The sequence below is a fragment of the Undibacterium hunanense genome (assembly GCF_014284335.1).
Lineage (GTDB): Bacteria > Pseudomonadota > Gammaproteobacteria > Burkholderiales > Burkholderiaceae_D > Undibacterium > Undibacterium hunanense.
The window spans coordinates 93,575-109,181 of sequence record NZ_JACOGF010000015.1 but is presented as its reverse complement, the minus strand read 5'-3'; the positions used below and the strand labels follow the sequence as shown (position 1 = coordinate 109,181).

Here is a 15,607-nt window from a genome sequence, read left to right as displayed (position 1 = left end):
CCAGACTGCTTCATGTTTTCCCCGGGATACTGGTCGTGACAGCGACTCTGCTTGGCATCCTGATACTGTTTTTTGGAGAAGATGTTGCCTTTGCATTGCCGGTGCCAGTCAGTACCAGATGGACTATTGTTTTTTCTGCGCTCTTGCTGGCGTCACTGGAAGAAGTTATTTTCAGATATTTTCTGCTTAATTTTCTTTGGAAAAAATTTAATTTCCCAGTTGCGGTTGTTGTGAGCGCATTACTTTTTGGATTGGTGCACCTGAACAGGGATATGGGGGCTGCGATCAATGCCACCGTATTAAGCATATTTTTATCGTTCATCTATTTTGAAAAACGAAAACTGTATCCACTAATATGGATACATACAGTGTCCAACTTGAGTCTGGGATGGGCTGACGGTTACAGTATCTATTTGAACATGTGGCACTTGCCTGCTGTAAGCACCAAAATGACCACTTCGCCCAGCCTGCTTGGTATGTTGTTGATTGGGGATATAATTGTTATTGCATCACCGTGGTTCGCATCGTTGATTTATCTGCTTTGGTATATCAAGTTTAAAAAGCTTACGTCTGGTAAATGAATAATTGCCTGTCGTGCTCATCTTTTTTATGAAAGAAATAGTGATGTCAAAATCAGCCAAAGATTTTCTGCGATTTTTCTTTCCGATGTTAATTGGATTGCTGATTACCGATTTTGTTTTCCGTGAACTCAGAATTGACCGCAGTGGTTTGATGTTTACTGAAAATTTCAATTTGAAAATTGCATTAGCCCATGGTTTTTCAGTTTTCGCTTTGTTCATTGGAGCATACTGGCTATTGGGAAAACTGCCGGTATTCAAAAAAGACATAATCCCGGCGTCATCTCCTCAAGACCAGATTTAAGAATTTACCGGAATTAAAATTTGCCTGACGCAGGCAAGAGAAGACGAAATACCACAACGGGCCTATCGGTAACAAGGCCCGTTGTCAGCCACACAGACTCAAAGCACCTCTACCCGACTCAACTCTCCATTCTTATGCAGCCTGAAACGGGCAAAATCTTCTGCCAGAAATAACTGTCCATGGTAATGGGCTTGCGCCTCGGTACGGATGTCGGCAATCGACGGTGATTGTGCCGAGTCATACTGGTAACGCGGGCTGAAGTGGGTCAGCACCAGGTTGGGCAAACCTATGTCAGCCGCAAATGTAGCCACGTCAGCGGCAGAACTGTGCTGTACCCGTGCACCAACTTTTTCTGCGATGTCGGTCGTGTAGGTCGCCTCATGCACCAGCACCTGGGCCGTTGCACATACCTCGTGTAACAGACTAGGCGTGTCGTTATCGCCACCAACCACAATGCGGCGGGCTGTATGCGGGTAAGTCAGGTAATCGCTGCTGCGCAGGGTTTGCCCTTCGTGTGCGACATCTTCACCGTTTTTTAATCTCCCCCACAAGGGGCCTTGCGGTATCGCTTCGGCCCGTAATTTCGCAATGTCCAGCACTGATTCAGTCCGTGCTTCGGTAAAGCTATAGGCGAATGAAGGTACACGGTGAGACAGCTTCGTGGCCTGCACATGCAGCTTGCCATCGGTCCAGCCTTGCATATTTTCTACGGCGATAAATTCCAGTTCAAACGGTAAAAATAATTCTGTCAGTTCTTGCGTCGCCTTGAGCCAGCCAGCAATACCTGCCGGAGCAATAATCGGCAATGGTGCCTTGCGGCCTGACATACCTGCACCCGCCAGCAAACCCGGCAAGCCATAGCAATGGTCACCATGGATATGGGTAATAAAAATCGCCTGCAAGCCATGCACCGACAAAGGGGTGCGCTGCAACTGATGCTGCGTGGCTTCGCCACAATCCACCAGATACCAGTCACTGCCCTGCTCTGCCAGAACAGCCAGCCCGGTCACATTCCGCTGCCGCGTCGGCGCGCCGGCAGAGGTGCCTAAAAATAAAATATCCACAAAATCCTTTTATGCTTTAAAACCTGATTGCCTGACAGCTTGATTCCTGCTTGTGCAGCTCAAATAACACAATCTGCACAATCTGCCTGCGTGATCCGTCACATTAGCACAAAGCGTCGAAGCAGAAATCATGTCCGCATTTATTATCGATAGGACTTACGCAAAATTGTCCCAGCAAGGCTATCGCTTTTAGGAAACCTCCCTTGCAGGGGAGGTTCGTTACATCGGCAGACAATGTATTGTCTGAAACCCCGACTACACCGTCAGCTACGAAGACAGTACTTTAGTACGCGGCTCCTAGGAGAGGAGCTGCAACGCGGCTGGGGCGGTTTTGCGTACGTACTAATGGATATACAATAGGCGGCATTCAGAATCACCAATCACACCATGCCTATGAAAATCCCTGCCGCACTGCAATCCCTGACCAGCTCACTCATCGCACGCAACAAGGAAAGAAAACGCCTGCGTGGCCCGGCGGATCTGCATTATGCATTGGCGGATTCGATCAGCCTGCTGGATGCGGCAGCATGGCGAGAAGTGACGGCGCAGGCTGGCTTCTTCATGTCGCTGGAGTATCTCAGCACGCTGGAACAGGTGTTGCCAGCTAATCTGTCGGCATGCTATGCCCTCATTTTTAGTGGGCTGGGTGCTGACCGTCAATTGGTAGCGGCAGTGTATATGCAGATTGCCGATATCAGCCTGGCGCAGGCGCGGCCAGAAAAGCCTGAGAAAGCTGCAGAAACAGATAAAAAATGGGCCTTGCCGCTAGACCAGTTGGCGCAGGCAGCCAGGCAGCGCGTACTGACTTGCGGTAACTTGCTGATCTATGGGCAGCATGGCATTGCCTTTGCACCGGATGTGGATAGCAAGCTGGCCTGGCATGGCGTGGTAGAAGTGCTGTACCGCGTGCGTCAGGCCGAAAAACTGGCAGGCAAGACGCATTTTGTGATGATCAAGGATTTGCATGATCCTTACATCAAGCAGGCTGCACATCTGGAAAACCTCAGTTATCGGTATATCGAAACTGAACCCAATATGATGTTGACGCTGGCACCGGAATGGAAGAATTATGACGACTATCTGGCCAGCCTGGCATCCAAATACCGCGCCAATATCCGCAATGCGATTTTTAAGCCTATGGATGAAGCAGGCTGCACGATAGAACACCTGCCCGACCTGGCTCCGCATATCGACGACATTTTTGCGCTGTACAAGGCGGTGCAGGTGAATGCCGGTTTCCGTCCGTTTGAACTGGTGCCTGACTATTTTCTGGCGCTGCAAAATGTTGCGGGTGATCGCTTCCGTTGCAGCATCGTCAAACGCGATGGCAATTTGCTGGGCTTTTTGATTTCAGTGGCGGATGGTGATACGGCCATTGCCTACCACATAGGTTTTGACCGCGCTGCGGCAGCCGACCTGCCGATTTATCTGCGCCTGCTGCATGCAGGTATTGCCGATGCACTGGCGCTGGGATGCAGGCAGATATCCTATGGCCGTACCGCGCTGGAACCCAAGGCAGCTCTGGGTGCCAAACCACAAACCTTCGGCATCTTCGTGCGCCACCGCAAGCCGGTTTTGAACAAGCTGATGAAGCGCCTGCTGCTGGGTATAGAACATGAAGATGCGCCGGAGCGCAATCCCTTCAAGAAGGCCAAAGGCGGCAAAGACGGGGCAGAGGCAGCATAGGGCCAAGGCCAACTGCTACCCGATTTTTTATTTTAGAAACCTGTTTACGATCTGTAGCGAGCGAGCGTCAGCGGGGTAAGGGTAACTAAGCGCAGCGCAAAAAGCGGAATGTACTCTAGAACTCATTCACCCCTATTGATGAAATGAGTTCTGACATGAGCATTTTGAGCAGCACATGAGCCCCGCGCAGACTCCGATTGCGCTCGCGCAGTAAGATCGTAAGCAGGTTTTAGGAAACGCCGCAGACCACGCGTGCCCCACCACCGCCCAGCACTGCCGGATGGTCGGAATGGTTGTCACCGCCTACATGTATCATCAATGCCCGGCCTTTCAGATCAGCCATTTTCAGGCGCGGGGCCAGCACAGGCTGGTTGGCATTGCCACTGGCATCGACATACAGCGGCGGCAAATCGCCCATATGACCATCGCCCCATGGTGTACCGTGGCGGTTGGTGTTTTCCGGATCATAGTGGCCACCGGCAGCGATGGCAGGCACCATCTTGCCATCTTTTTCCTTGGTGCTACAGTCTGCATTCTGATGTACATGGAAGCCATGCAGGCCAGGTGTCAGTCCAGTCAGGGCCGGGGTAAATACCAGACCATATTTACTTTCTGAAACAACAACCTGCCCCAGCTTGCTGCCCACGCCAGCTTCGCTGACCTGGTTCATGGGGATGGTGACATCAGCCATTGCCAGCAAAGGGAAAGCAGCGGCGATGCAAAAAAACAGACGGGATTTCATACTCAATTCTCCAAAATACGCTACAAGTTGCGGGTTCATATTCAGCGCTGGCAGCGTGTGGCTGCCGCGCAATGCCCTGACTATAGGTGACAATCTGCATCTTGGCAATTTGAAATGCCTTCAGGAAAGTGTGCCAGTTTCAACAAATCAGACGCTGACTGGTAGACAAATGCCCGGCGCTGATCCCATAATCTGTTTAAGGTAATCTACTTAAATAAAACTTACGCAAACCAGCTGCGCTGCTCATCAAACCAACGTAGGTACGATTAGCGCAGCGTAATGGTACGCATGTCCGTCAAAGTTTATGAGCGTCAACCTGCTTACAATCTGAAGAAAACACAAGATTGTGAAATTCTTCCGATCGGGCAAAAGACAAATCAATTTGAAGCACTTTCGTTATTATCGGATACAACATGCGTACGATTACGCTGCGCTAATCGTACCTACATTCTGGAACAATTTTGCGTTAACCCTATTAAAGTAATCTACATAAATAATTCAAGTACAGCAGCAACGTGACCCCAACCAGGCCGATTGACTGACCAACCGAGACAGACCGTGTTTGCCTTCAACTTTACCGCCAAAAACGACAGCCAGACGCAAGTCACCGACCGGGTGGTTGCTGCCACCTATGAAGAAGCCCTGGCGACATTGCAAAAAGCCGGTTACACCGACATCAACATGATCAGCAATGCGGCCACCGCCATCAACCTGAATGACGACAATTCAAGAAACCGGCTGGAACTGACCGCAGCAGAAGTACAGCAATTACAGCGCCAGCCGCGCTTGCTAATGCAGTTGGCCATGCTGTTTGCCCGTAATGTCAGTTGGTGGGGGCCGTTGCTGGTATGGTGGGCGATTGGCGCAGCCATGTATGGATTTACCAGCACGGCGGCCCTCATCCCTGCCGCTTTGCTGGCATTGCATATATTGGGCTTTATCTGGTCCAAAGTACCCATGATTTTGTACAACCGTACGCTGGAGGCTTCCGCCTGGCACCGCTGGACAGAGGCTGAACGTATCATGCGTGCGCTAGCACGCTGGAAATCCTGGTTCAAGATAGCGATACCCGAACATGAAATCATTTTCCGCCTGGCTACTGCCGAAGCCGGTCAGGGCCGCCTGGCCGACGGTTTAAAACGGGCTGCAGTGTTAAAGCACGACGCCTCGCTAAAACCAGGGTTTTATGAATCCAAATTGTCGTCCTTGTATTTTGCTGCGCGCGATTTCCAGCAGGTTGCCCTGGTCCAGCATACCTCACGCAAGCTGAACCCCGGTGTCGCCCCCACCATCGACCTGGCCACAACCCTGGCTCGTCGCCTGAATAATTTCAAAGCGGCAGAATTGCTGCTGGCAGACATCGACAATGCTAATCTGTCGCAGCTGGAACGTCTGTTTTTCTTCAGTTGCCAGGGCGTCATCAGTCTCAACACCGGACGGCCAGAACTGGCCATCACTCAGTTAAGCGAAGCCTATGAAATCACCGCAGCCTATGCCAGCATGCCGCTGATGCAGGTCAACGTTACAGAAATCCGCACGCACCTGGCCCTGGCCTTGTGTGCCTGTGGCCGCCAGGTGGAAGCCAACCCACACGCGCTGGCTGTCCACACCATGCTGCTGGCCTGGCAGGATACGGCGATGCTGCAACGCCTTAAGGATGCGTTGCGGGGTTGATGCGTGGGTGCTTGGGTGGTGTTGTGGTAATTGTGGTGGGATTATTGTATTACTGCTAGTGACATGGTAAGGCACGTTGTTTTTGTTCAGAACATCTATTACTAGCAGGTGAAGGAATTGACGCTACCCTGACCACAAACGTAAAACTGACAGCACTTGATTTTTGCATTGAAAAATCAAAAATTGTTTTGATCGCTTGTATCTTTTAGCCTGAGTCTGCTTTTAAGTTGATGTCAGAAGCAAGTGTGTCTAATCTTTCGTCATTTCTAATATTTACCCAATGCAGTCAGAAAGTCGGCAAATCTAGGCTTTGCAAGTGCCGCTTGCAGAACTGTTTTAGACACTTTTTTGTTATTTGGATAGCAGGTATTAATTGCAAATTTTTTCCCATCCATGTCAGTACATATCATTTCGATATTGCCATGGGTCCCCCGCATCTTGCTCTTGCCCTCATTGACCCATGTGTAGTCTGCGGCTGCAGCGCATTCGGCAACCATAAATTTATTGAATGCCAAAATACCCATATCTTCAAATATTGCGACATTATGACCAACATATGCAGTCTTAATTTCTTTTGCAGCAAAAATACCTCGTGGTACATGGCGATCCCAAATGTGCTTTTTTGCGTCACTGTCCAGGGTTAAGGATGTGGCTTTGATTGCTGAAGATGCTTTTTTCTCGTCTATTACCTCTACAAATTTGCCATAAATTTTAGAAATACCCCCCTTTTCCTCCCACTCATAGTCGATATTATCGCCATCATTACAATCAGCCTTCGCCGCACCTTCCCATGCCGCCTCACTGATTGGTCTATCAGCCGCGCCGGAAGCACTGTTGAAAACAATAGCTGTCTTGTTTTTTCCCAATATGCCTGTACGTCTCGCCAACTGAAACACCGGCCGCGCAGATGTCATCATCGCCTGTGCCACCCCACCGTCCTGTCCGACCTCACTCTTCACAACCGCCGTGCCCGCACCCAGCGCCCTCGCCCCCATGACATCGGCCTCTGATTCCAGCCCCACGTCATCATTGATGCTGGAGCCTGATTTCATCTGGAAAGTTGGCCTGACCCGGCCCTGCTTTTGCTGGACGACATGCCAGGCTTCGTGCGGCAAATGCTGCTCTTGCCCGGGTGCGATATGGATGTCCGTACCTTGCGCAAATGCATGCGCCTGCATGGCTGCCGGCTGTGCCGAGTTGTAATGCACCTTGACATCATCCATCGCCATGCCGGACAGGTTTTCTACACCGGCTTTTAGATTGTCCGGCATACCGGTGTTATTTGATGCGGATGCATGCCCGTCTGCGGCATGGCCAGCTTGCCGCTGTACTGGCGGCTGTACTTGCTGCCGCTGCAGTGCGTGGTGTTGCATGCGTTGTGCCGTGGCCTGCATTTGCCGGGCTTGCGGGCTGTTGTCCATGGCTGCCTGCAAGCTGCTGAGCCGCTGCGACTGCGGGCTCTGGTCTGCCATTTCCTGAAAACGCCCCTGTAGCACCGCTTCTGGCCTGTGGTCAACAAAGGCTGTAGCCACATCCGCAGCCAATTGACCGACTGGCGCAGTCTTCAGCGCCTGCGTTTGCTGTGTTTGCTCGGACGGTACCGGGGCTTGCGTCTTCATGGTCGTTACGCGTTTATGTATGTCAAGTTGTGCTTTTAAATCCTGCCCATCCACCTTTGATCAATACGGGTAACACAGCAAACCCGAGTTACCTCCTGGAAATATTAAATAAACATCATACCGCAAAGATTATTACACAAGCTGGGGAATGCAAACAAGAATTTGCAGGTAGAAAGCGGGTCACCATGAATTCATGAACAACACCTTGATTCATATGCCAAATCCATCTAGCAAAAGCGAAAAAAGGCATTGGTCAATTCAAAAATTAGCAAGGATGCTGATTGTCGGATGAACAAGTCTCTCTTGTGCATCCACATAGGCGTTTTAAAACGCAAACTAAAAATCAGAATAGCGGAGACAAAAATGAACACAAAATCGACATGGGGACTGTTTTGCAGGTGGGCCAGATTGCTATTGATGTTTGCCTGTGCCTTGGCTGCCATGCCCTCTTACGCAGCCAGCCAGGTGATACAAAATGACGTATTTTGGAAAGACACTGCAGGCAACAATATCTATTCCCAGGGCGGGGGTATATTGAAGGTGGGCAGTACGTATTACTGGTATGGCGTCAAATATAATGGTGCGGAGACTTATGCGGCCAACCCGGCATCCAAAAATTCAGACACCAGCTTCAATGCGGTGACCGTCTATTCATCCACTGATCTGGCGCACTGGAAATTTGAAGCCAATGCCATTTCAGTGGCACCGGCGGGGCAAGTGTTTGAATCAGCCACCTGGCTGGGCCGCCTGGGTGTGGTGTACAACAGCACGACGCACAAGTATGTGCTGATCACGCAATATTCCAGCACTGCCATGGGGGCTGGCGTGTTGTTCGCGACCAGCAGCTCGCCCACTGGCCCTTTTGTGTATGACCACATGCAGGCGCAGATTACCAATGTGGTGACGCCGTCAACCGGTGACCAGACGGTGTTTATCGACGATGATGGAAAGGCGTATCTGGTCTTCAGCAATTCGAATGGCCGCTCGCATTTATATGTCGCCCCTATCCGCACGTCCGATTCATTGAATATCGAAGCGGCCACCAATATCTACAACAGCGGGTCTGGCGGTCGCGAAGGTAATGCCATGTTTAAATACAATGGCACCTATTATTTCTGTTCATCTGATCTGCATGGATGGAATGCCTCGCACACCTACTGCATCACGGCCAATAATATTACCGGCCCCTATTCTGCCGAATTTGTCGTGGCAGGTACGGACGCCGATTTTTCACATGTGACGCAGACAGGCTTTTTTATTCCCGTGCATGGCAGTGCCGGTACGACGATTTTGTTTGCCGGTGACCGCTGGAGTGATTTTGCTGGCAATGGCATAGGCTATAACCAATGGACGCCGCTTTCGTTTAGCGGCAGCACGCCCAAATTCAACTCACTGAGCCAGTTTAATCTGGATGCAGCAACAGGTAGCTGGTCTGTTGGCAGTGGCAACAACTACATCCTCAACCCCAGTTTTGAAGCAGACCGTGTAGGGCAAAACGTCCTGGCTGGCTGGTCAAACTGGAGCAATCTGTCTGGCGTAGACCCCAACAGCAACGTGGCTGGTGGCCACAGTGGCCGCTGGGCAATGACGCAAAGTTATACAGCCGCCTATAGCGCCAGCATGTACCAGAATGTCACGCTGCCGAATGGCACCTATACCCTGAAAGCCTGGGTAAGAAGCAGCGGCGGCCAGAGTATTGCGAGGATATATGTCAAGAATTTTGGCAGTGCTGAAATAGACTATTCCATCAACACCAGCATTGCCAACTGGACGCAGATTTCGATTCCCAATATCGTCGTCAGCAACGGCACGGCACAAGTGGGTGTGTATTCGGTGGCCAATGCCAACAACTGGGTAAGGGTAGATGATTTTACTTTGATCAAAAACTAAAGGCTAAAAACTGAAACTGCCCACCCACATTGAATCATTGCGGGTGGGCAGTTTCTTCTTATAGTATTTAAAGCCCGGACCTGAGCGCAGCATTCAGCGATGCATCTCAGGCAGGTACACCGTCACCACATCGTATCAAGCGGCAACCAGACGGGCATTTTGCGGATACATCGCCGCCAGGGTTTCTGCATCAATAGCAGTCTTGAAGGCATGTGCAGTCTTTAAATTGTCTGCACGCTGTGCAGCAGGCCGCGCATTGATATCGTCGAACAAACGTTTCACGTTGGGCAACTGGTTCCAGGCATCATCACCAAGGATGAAGGGTATGGCACGCGCCCATCCCCAGAACGCCATATCGACGATGCTGTAGGTATCACCAACCAGATACTGACGCTGTGCCAGACGTGCATCCAGAATGCGCCAGTGCCGCCAGGCTTCAAAGTCATAACGATTCAAGGGATAGGTTTTGGGTTCAGGCGCAAAATGCCTGAAGTGCACCGCCTGCCCGGAAAACGGCCCTATGCCAGTAGCAATAAACATCAACCATGACAGCGTGTCGGCACGGCTGGTCTGGTCGGCCCCAGGTAAAAACTGGCCGGATTTTTCAGCCAGATAAAGCAGGATGGCATTACTGTCAAACACCACTGCACCCACTTCGTCATCAAAGATGGCCGGCGTTTTTCCGTTAGGGTTAATCGCCAGAAAATCCGCGCCATGCTGTTCGCCTTTTTGGGTATCAACAGGCACCAGTTCATATGGCAGGCCAGACTCTTCCAGAAACAGCGCAATCTTGGCCGGATTGGGCGATGGGTGATAATAAAATTTGATCATAAATAAACCTCTTCAAAAATTTGCATCAGGGGATGATGAGCCGTTTACATGCGCCCATCATCCATTTCAGACATCAAGAGCCAAACATCAAGACATCAAGGCATCTGCGTATAATTGACAGGTATCCACTGATACGACGTACCCGTTTTGTTCAAATGCCCCAGCCCGGGAAACTGTATGTGCGATGCGCCAATCAGCGTGCCGTCTTTTGCTGCCTGTGCGAATATTTTCTGGCGCGTGGCAGCCGCTTCTTTGGCGTGGCTGTCAAAGGTCACTGTCACTTCCGGCTTGCCCAGTTGCACGGCTGCGACGTGGATCAAATCGCCAGCCAGCAACAACTTCTGGCCCTGGCTTTCGACCAGGTAAGACGTGTGACCTTCAGTATGCCCACGGGTGGAATACGCTGTCAGGCCCGGCAGCAATTCACCATCTTTAGCAAAAGTCTGCAACTTGTTGACTGCCTTGTAGGGGTTCACCGATGCCATCGCCCCCTGGAAAAATCCCTTGGCGTCAGCAGGGGCCTGTTCCAGATTCTTTTGACTCAGCCAGTAATCGGCCTCGGCCTGGTCCACATGGATGTTGGCATTGGCAAATATCATTTCATTGTTGAGCACCAGGCCACCCACATGATCAGGGTGCAAATGGGTCAGGTAGATATCATCGATTTGTGCAGGCTCATAGCCAGATGCCTTCAGATTGGCAATCAGCTTGCCCAGGCTGGGACCGAACAGGCTGCCAGTACCGGCATCAATCAGGATCAGTTTGCTGCCCGTGTTGATGAGGTAGGCATTGACCGAGGTTTCCAGCGGTGCCTGCAAAAATGATTTCGACAGCACTGCCCTGGTTGTTGCTGCCGGTTCCATCAAGATTTGATCGACAGGCAGCTTGATCGTGCCATCGCTGAGGGCCGTTACTTCAAACGTACCCAGCATCAAACGGTGATATGCGGGTGCCGATGTCTTCACCATCGGTGCGGCAGCCAATGCCGGTGTGGTGCTGCCAAAGCCTATGGCACCGGCAACAGACAGAAATAAGGCGGCGCGGGCAAAGTTCAGTAATGTGTGCTTCATCATGATTCTTCCTTCAGGCGTTAATCGCCATGGGTTAATAATGAAGCAGATTCTATTTCTTTGCGAAAATCGGTACAATAATCAACAATGCAAACCATCTTTGCGTTTTACGCAAATAAAAGTTCAGGTGCCCCATGTTCGATGCGATACAGATTTTTTTGGAAGTCCATGCGGCAGGAAGCCTGTCTGGCGTTGCCAAAAAGCGCGATGTAGCAGTGTCATCCATCTCCAGAAAGATCGATGCGCTGGAGGCAGAACTCGGTATGAAATTATTCCACCGCAGTTCAAGGCGCTTGCTGCTGACCGATTCTGGCGAACAATTTTTGCCCAGGGCAAAAACCATCGCTGCCGAACTGGACGACGCCCGCCAAGCCATGTCCGCACTCAATGCCGACCCACGCGGTCTGCTGACCATCACAGCCCCCGCAGCCTTTGGCCGCCGCCATGTAGGACCGGCTGTCGCCAGCTTTTTAAACCGCTACCCGCTGATGGAAGTCGACCTGCATATCAGCGACCAGATCGTTGACCTGTCCACCCAAAGGGTAGACATTGCCATACGCATGGGCATCTTGCCGGATAGCGATCTGGTCGCCACTACCCTGGCGCCACTGCATAGGCTGACCTGCGCCAGCCCCGCCTATCTGGCCCACCACGGCTACCCTGCCGCACCACAAGACCTGCTCCAGCACAACTGCCTGACCGGGGCAGCGTCGCCACCACCAGCAGGCTGGTGGATCTACCCCGGCGTCAATAAGGAAATGGCACTGCCGGTCCGTGGCAGCCTGCGTTGCAGCGATACCGAAACCCTGCTACAGGCCGCCCTGGCAGGCACAGGCATCATCCACCTCGCCAGCTGGATGGTGTTTGAGCATATCGAATCAGGGCAACTGATTTCACTCTTCCCCGGTACCAGCAGCATCCCCACCAAAATCCGCCCCGGCATCCACGCCGTTCGTATGCCTGGTCGCTCTCACGCCGCCAAAGCCCAGCTCTTCATCGCCCACCTGCGCAGCGTGTTTGGGGATCCGGTGTATTGGGATAGGGTATTGGGGATTGAAGTGTAAAACATGTAAGCAAAGCTGCTTAAATTGGCTGGAATGAATACGAACAGATGTATATTCGCTACCGAAAACGAATTTTCCCGGTAGAACTTTTTCGTTAATCGTTAATCGTTAATCGTGAAAGCAGCATTGTCGCAACCAAGACAAGCGCGTTTTATGCTCATTATGCTCATCTTAGATTTCAGCATCTGTTCGCCAATATTTGAAGTTAAAAGGCCAAAAACTTTTTATGACCAGCAAACAAGTCAAACAACAATTACAGCAAGACCTCGCGCTCTGGCATGCCGATGGTTTGATTGAAAAATCTGCCTACGAACTCTTGTCCCAGCGCTATGAAGTAAGCAAATTTGGCCTGATCGGCGTAGTGAAGTATTGCGGCATTTTTGGCGGCTTTTGTGCTTTTCTTGGATTGATGGGCATGATCAGTGCCTTGTCGCAATCGGTAGCGTTCGCGGCGCTGGTTGGTGCTGCTATCAGCATAGCGTTAACCTGGGGCGGTTTACGGCTGGCTGACGATGTGCAGCAACGCTATGCAACTTCGTCGAAATTTATCGTCACCCTTGGCATAGCCTTGTGGGCCAGTGCAGTGGGGGGATTTTTGAGTGAAGTGCTGCACCTGGACCGCAACGTGGTGCTGATATTCACCGGATTGCTGACCATCCCGCTGGCTTTTTACCTTGCTTACCAGCGACACAATACCTATTTGCTAGTTCTGGCATTGCTCGCGCTGTTTCACTGGGTAGGCTCGTGGTCGGCCATGTTTGGTCGTTCCAGTTATGCGCTGTCAATCCAGGACCCGAAGATGATGAGTGTAGTCGCCCTCATCGCCGTCGCCATAGGCTATGGGCATGAACGCATGGCCTACCCCGCCACAGGACGGTTTTATCAGGCCTGGCAATCAGTAGGGCTGGTGTACCTGAACATGTCGCTGCTGATTTTATCTGTCTGGCATCACTATCAGGAAGAGACTGTCTTCTGGGTCTTTGCGCTCAGCATCGCTACCGTTGTGCAGATAGTGGCAGGTGCCCGTCTGCACAGTGGTTTGTTACGTGGTTTTGGCATCACTTTTTTCGGCATCAATCTGTTTACCCGTTTCCATGAACAATTCTGGAACCAGCTTGATTTGGGTAGTTATCTCGCCGCTGGCGGGCTGCTACTGCTAGTCACTGGTGCGTTGATGGAAGTCATTTCACGTAGTCTGAACCAGGCTGGCAGCAGTGTTCAAAACACCAACGGAGGTGCAGCATGAACCAGCGCAGCATCAACCGTGGCGTCCACAATGAACTGGATGATCTGGTCGCACTCAAGATCATTGAGGTACACCAGGCAGGGCGAATCAAGCTACGCTATCCGACCGAGGCATGGAATATGTTGGCGCTGGTACGCTCGTTCACGGTATTGGGCGTGCTGACCTGCGTGGCGGGCATACTCATTTTGCTGCGCGAACATATGAACTGGTGGCTGGTGGGTGAAGCCACCCTGGCGGGCTCTTTTTTAGGTGGCCTGGCTTTGGCGCACTGGTTGAAGACCCATCGCAACATGCCCATCCTGGCCGAAGCGCTGGAACTGGCAAGCGGTATGGCCTTGCAGGGTCTGAGTATCGTGCTGGCCCTGCATCACTCCAGCGGCAGCAAAAACTGGCCTGCCCTGGTGGGTGTCGATGCGGCCCTGCTGCTGGCACTGGCATACGCGCTGGCCAATCGCCTGTTGTTATCGTATTCGCTGGCGCTGTTCTTTTTCTTTTGCGGGGCAGAAACAGGCTATATCTCTGGCTGGGGCGCCTATTACCTGGGTATGACTTATCCAGCCCGTTTTCTGGCCATTGGGGCTGGGGTACTTTGCCTGGCCTGGGTGCATGTGGAATTTTTACGCGGCCGCCTGGCACCGTTTGCGCGGGTATATTTTCACTATGGTTTGTTGCTGATCAATCTGTCGCTATGGTTTCTCAGTGTGTTTGGTTATTACGAGAATCAGGATGTGCGCTGGAACGATACCGAGGGCGAGCGCCTGGCGTTTTCGATCCTGTGGGCAGCGGTGGCAGGCGGCTCGGTGTGGGCAAGCATGCATTTCAATCTGCAACTGCTGCGTGGCTACGCCTACACTTTTTTAATGATCAATTTATATACCTTCTACTTCCAGTTCCTGGTCAGTAAAAGTCCTTCACTGTGGTTTATCCATTTGTTGCTGGTGGGTGGCAGTCTGCTTGGTTTGGGTATCTACGTCGATGGGCTGCGCAAGAAAGGGCCAGCACAAAGCGAGTAATTGTGCTGGGCAGCCAGCTGATTTTGGCTTGCCATCGATTGTATCTACCGGCATCCTGGGTGCTCACATGCCGCCAAAGCCCGGCTCGTCATCACCCACCTGCGCAGCGTGTTTGGAGATCCGGTGTATTGGGACAGGATGTTGAGGGATTTAGGTAAAACTTAGAATGCATTTGACAAACGTATCCCATAGACTACAATAAACTCAATGGAAATCCAAAAAACAAGTATCTACGAAGCATGGTTTGTAGCTTTGCGTGATGGCATGGCCAAAGCACGTATCAATGCACGCATCAGCCGCCTGGCCATGGGCAATCCGGGTGATGTCAAGCCGGTTGGTCAGGGCGTATCTGAACTACGTATAGATCATGGGCCTGGTTACCGGGTGTATTACGTGCAAAAGGGAACTGAAATTGTGATTTTACTGGCTGGGGGTGACAAGTCATCGCAAAGCAAAGACATTCAGACCGCCTTGCAACTTTCAATGGAATTAAAATCATGAAACCACAAACAAGCACTTGGGATGTAACCGACTATCTCAAAACAGAAGAAGATCAGGCACTGTATCTGGATGCCTGTATAGAAGAGGCCGATGGCGATGTCGCGTTTATTGCAAAAGCATTGGGTGATATCGCACGCGCACGCGGCATGTCTCAAATCGCGAGCGATACCGGGCTTTCTCGTGAAAGCCTGTACAAGGCTTTATCAGTTGACGGCAACCCTTCCTTTGCCACGATTTTAAAGGTCATGAAATCACTGGGACTGGAATTGCATGCGACGACAAGGAAATCTTCTGCTTCGACTTCTGCTGCAACATAAAAAATCAA

Annotated in this window: 15 protein-coding genes; 10 read left to right on the top strand and 5 right to left on the bottom strand. The window is 51.4% G+C overall.

Annotated features, from left to right (window positions below; all coding sequences use genetic code 11):
• Positions 1-35: 35 nt before the first annotated feature.
• Together H8L32_RS23240 and H8L32_RS23235 are read left to right on the top strand one after the other, a co-directional pair.
• Complete coding sequence (locus tag H8L32_RS23240; RefSeq protein WP_186949896.1) at positions 36-581, top strand: CPBP family intramembrane glutamic endopeptidase; 546 nt, start codon at positions 36-38, stop codon at positions 579-581.
• A 43-nt stretch (positions 582-624) separates the two neighbouring features.
• Positions 625-882 carry a hypothetical protein gene (locus H8L32_RS23235; RefSeq protein WP_186949894.1) on the top strand — a complete coding sequence of 86 codons (258 nt, stop codon included), beginning with the start codon at positions 625-627 and terminating at the stop codon, positions 880-882.
• A 98-nt stretch (positions 883-980) separates the two neighbouring features.
• On the opposite strand, the gene H8L32_RS23230 is transcribed toward H8L32_RS23235, so the two are convergent.
• Positions 981-1,946, bottom strand: coding sequence for a ribonuclease Z (locus H8L32_RS23230; RefSeq protein ID WP_186949892.1), 966 nt, complete (start codon positions 1,944-1,946; stop codon positions 981-983).
• Between the two features lie 387 nt (positions 1,947-2,333).
• Between H8L32_RS23230 and H8L32_RS23225 the strand changes: the two genes are divergently transcribed.
• Entirely contained in the window at positions 2,334-3,632 is a 1,299-nt protein-coding gene (locus tag H8L32_RS23225; RefSeq protein ID WP_186949890.1) for a GNAT family N-acetyltransferase, read from the top strand.
• Positions 3,633-3,861: 229 nt separating this feature from the next.
• Here H8L32_RS23225 and sodC read toward each other — a convergent pair whose 3' ends face one another.
• A complete protein-coding gene (gene sodC / locus H8L32_RS23220) occupies positions 3,862-4,374 on the bottom strand; it encodes a superoxide dismutase family protein (RefSeq protein WP_186949888.1) in 513 nt (170 codons plus the stop codon).
• Between the two features lie 558 nt (positions 4,375-4,932).
• Between sodC and H8L32_RS23215 the strand changes: the two genes are divergently transcribed.
• Positions 4,933-6,048 (top strand): hypothetical protein, encoded by a 1,116-nt coding sequence (locus H8L32_RS23215; protein ID WP_186949887.1) that lies wholly within the window; start codon positions 4,933-4,935, stop codon positions 6,046-6,048.
• 266 nt (positions 6,049-6,314) lie between these two features.
• Here the strand turns inward: H8L32_RS23215 and H8L32_RS23210 are convergent, their stop codons facing one another.
• Entirely contained in the window at positions 6,315-7,421 is a 1,107-nt protein-coding gene (locus H8L32_RS23210; RefSeq protein WP_230412384.1) for an eCIS core domain-containing protein, read from the bottom strand.
• Between the two features lie 609 nt (positions 7,422-8,030).
• On the opposite strand from H8L32_RS23210, the gene H8L32_RS23205 reads away from it, so the two are divergent.
• Positions 8,031-9,557, top strand: coding sequence for a family 43 glycosylhydrolase (locus H8L32_RS23205; protein WP_186949885.1), 1,527 nt, complete (start codon positions 8,031-8,033; stop codon positions 9,555-9,557).
• Positions 9,558-9,692: 135 nt separating this feature from the next.
• Here the strand turns inward: H8L32_RS23205 and H8L32_RS23200 are convergent, their stop codons facing one another.
• Together H8L32_RS23200 and H8L32_RS23195 are read right to left on the bottom strand one after the other, a co-directional pair.
• Entirely contained in the window at positions 9,693-10,388 is a 696-nt protein-coding gene (locus tag H8L32_RS23200) for a glutathione S-transferase family protein (protein WP_186949883.1), read from the bottom strand.
• Positions 10,389-10,483: 95 nt separating this feature from the next.
• Positions 10,484-11,458: an MBL fold metallo-hydrolase gene (locus tag H8L32_RS23195; RefSeq protein ID WP_186949881.1), complete on the bottom strand. Its 975-nt coding sequence runs from the start codon at positions 11,456-11,458 to the stop codon at positions 10,484-10,486.
• Between the two features lie 134 nt (positions 11,459-11,592).
• Here H8L32_RS23195 and H8L32_RS23190 point away from each other — a divergent pair, with 134 nt between their 5' ends.
• The 5 genes from H8L32_RS23190 to H8L32_RS23170 all read left to right on the top strand — a co-directional run bounded on the left by H8L32_RS23190 (position 11,593) and on the right by H8L32_RS23170 (position 15,599).
• Positions 11,593-12,522 (top strand): LysR family transcriptional regulator, encoded by a 930-nt coding sequence (locus H8L32_RS23190; protein WP_186949879.1) that lies wholly within the window; start codon positions 11,593-11,595, stop codon positions 12,520-12,522.
• 226 nt (positions 12,523-12,748) lie between these two features.
• Positions 12,749-13,768, top strand: coding sequence for a hypothetical protein (locus H8L32_RS23185; protein WP_186949877.1), 1,020 nt, complete (start codon positions 12,749-12,751; stop codon positions 13,766-13,768).
• Positions 13,765-14,781 carry a hypothetical protein gene (locus H8L32_RS23180; RefSeq protein ID WP_186949875.1) on the top strand — a complete coding sequence of 339 codons (1,017 nt, stop codon included), beginning with the start codon at positions 13,765-13,767 and terminating at the stop codon, positions 14,779-14,781. Before H8L32_RS23185 ends, H8L32_RS23180 begins: the two co-directional genes overlap by 4 nt.
• A gap of 207 nt (positions 14,782-14,988) precedes the next feature.
• Positions 14,989-15,282 (top strand): type II toxin-antitoxin system RelE/ParE family toxin, encoded by a 294-nt coding sequence (locus tag H8L32_RS23175; protein WP_186949873.1) that lies wholly within the window; start codon positions 14,989-14,991, stop codon positions 15,280-15,282.
• Positions 15,279-15,599 carry an addiction module antidote protein gene (locus H8L32_RS23170; RefSeq protein WP_186949871.1) on the top strand — a complete coding sequence of 107 codons (321 nt, stop codon included), beginning with the start codon at positions 15,279-15,281 and terminating at the stop codon, positions 15,597-15,599. The genes H8L32_RS23175 and H8L32_RS23170 overlap by 4 nt, the downstream gene beginning before the upstream one ends.
• Positions 15,600-15,607 lie beyond the last annotated feature (8 nt).

Bases quoted from the DNA above. Each gene is read 5' to 3' on its own strand.
- H8L32_RS23235 (WP_186949894.1), top strand. From the start codon at position 625: ATGTCAAAATCAGCCAAAGATTTTCTGCGATTTTTCTTTCCGATGTTA.
- H8L32_RS23225 (WP_186949890.1), top strand. From the start codon at position 2,334: ATGCCTATGAAAATCCCTGCCGCACTGCAATCCCTGACCAGCTCACTC.
- sodC (WP_186949888.1), bottom strand. From the start codon at position 4,374: ATGAAATCCCGTCTGTTTTTTTGCATCGCCGCTGCTTTCCCTTTGCTG.
- H8L32_RS23210 (WP_230412384.1), bottom strand. From the start codon at position 7,421: ATGCAACACCACGCACTGCAGCGGCAGCAAGTACAGCCGCCAGTACAG.
- H8L32_RS23205 (WP_186949885.1), top strand. From the start codon at position 8,031: ATGAACACAAAATCGACATGGGGACTGTTTTGCAGGTGGGCCAGATTG.
- H8L32_RS23200 (WP_186949883.1), bottom strand. From the start codon at position 10,388: ATGATCAAATTTTATTATCACCCATCGCCCAATCCGGCCAAGATTGCG.
- H8L32_RS23195 (WP_186949881.1), bottom strand. From the start codon at position 11,458: ATGAAGCACACATTACTGAACTTTGCCCGCGCCGCCTTATTTCTGTCT.
- H8L32_RS23190 (WP_186949879.1), top strand. From the start codon at position 11,593: ATGTTCGATGCGATACAGATTTTTTTGGAAGTCCATGCGGCAGGAAGC.
- H8L32_RS23185 (WP_186949877.1), top strand. From the start codon at position 12,749: ATGACCAGCAAACAAGTCAAACAACAATTACAGCAAGACCTCGCGCTC.
- H8L32_RS23180 (WP_186949875.1), top strand. From the start codon at position 13,765: ATGAACCAGCGCAGCATCAACCGTGGCGTCCACAATGAACTGGATGAT.
- H8L32_RS23175 (WP_186949873.1), top strand. From the start codon at position 14,989: ATGGAAATCCAAAAAACAAGTATCTACGAAGCATGGTTTGTAGCTTTG.
- H8L32_RS23170 (WP_186949871.1), top strand. From the start codon at position 15,279: ATGAAACCACAAACAAGCACTTGGGATGTAACCGACTATCTCAAAACA.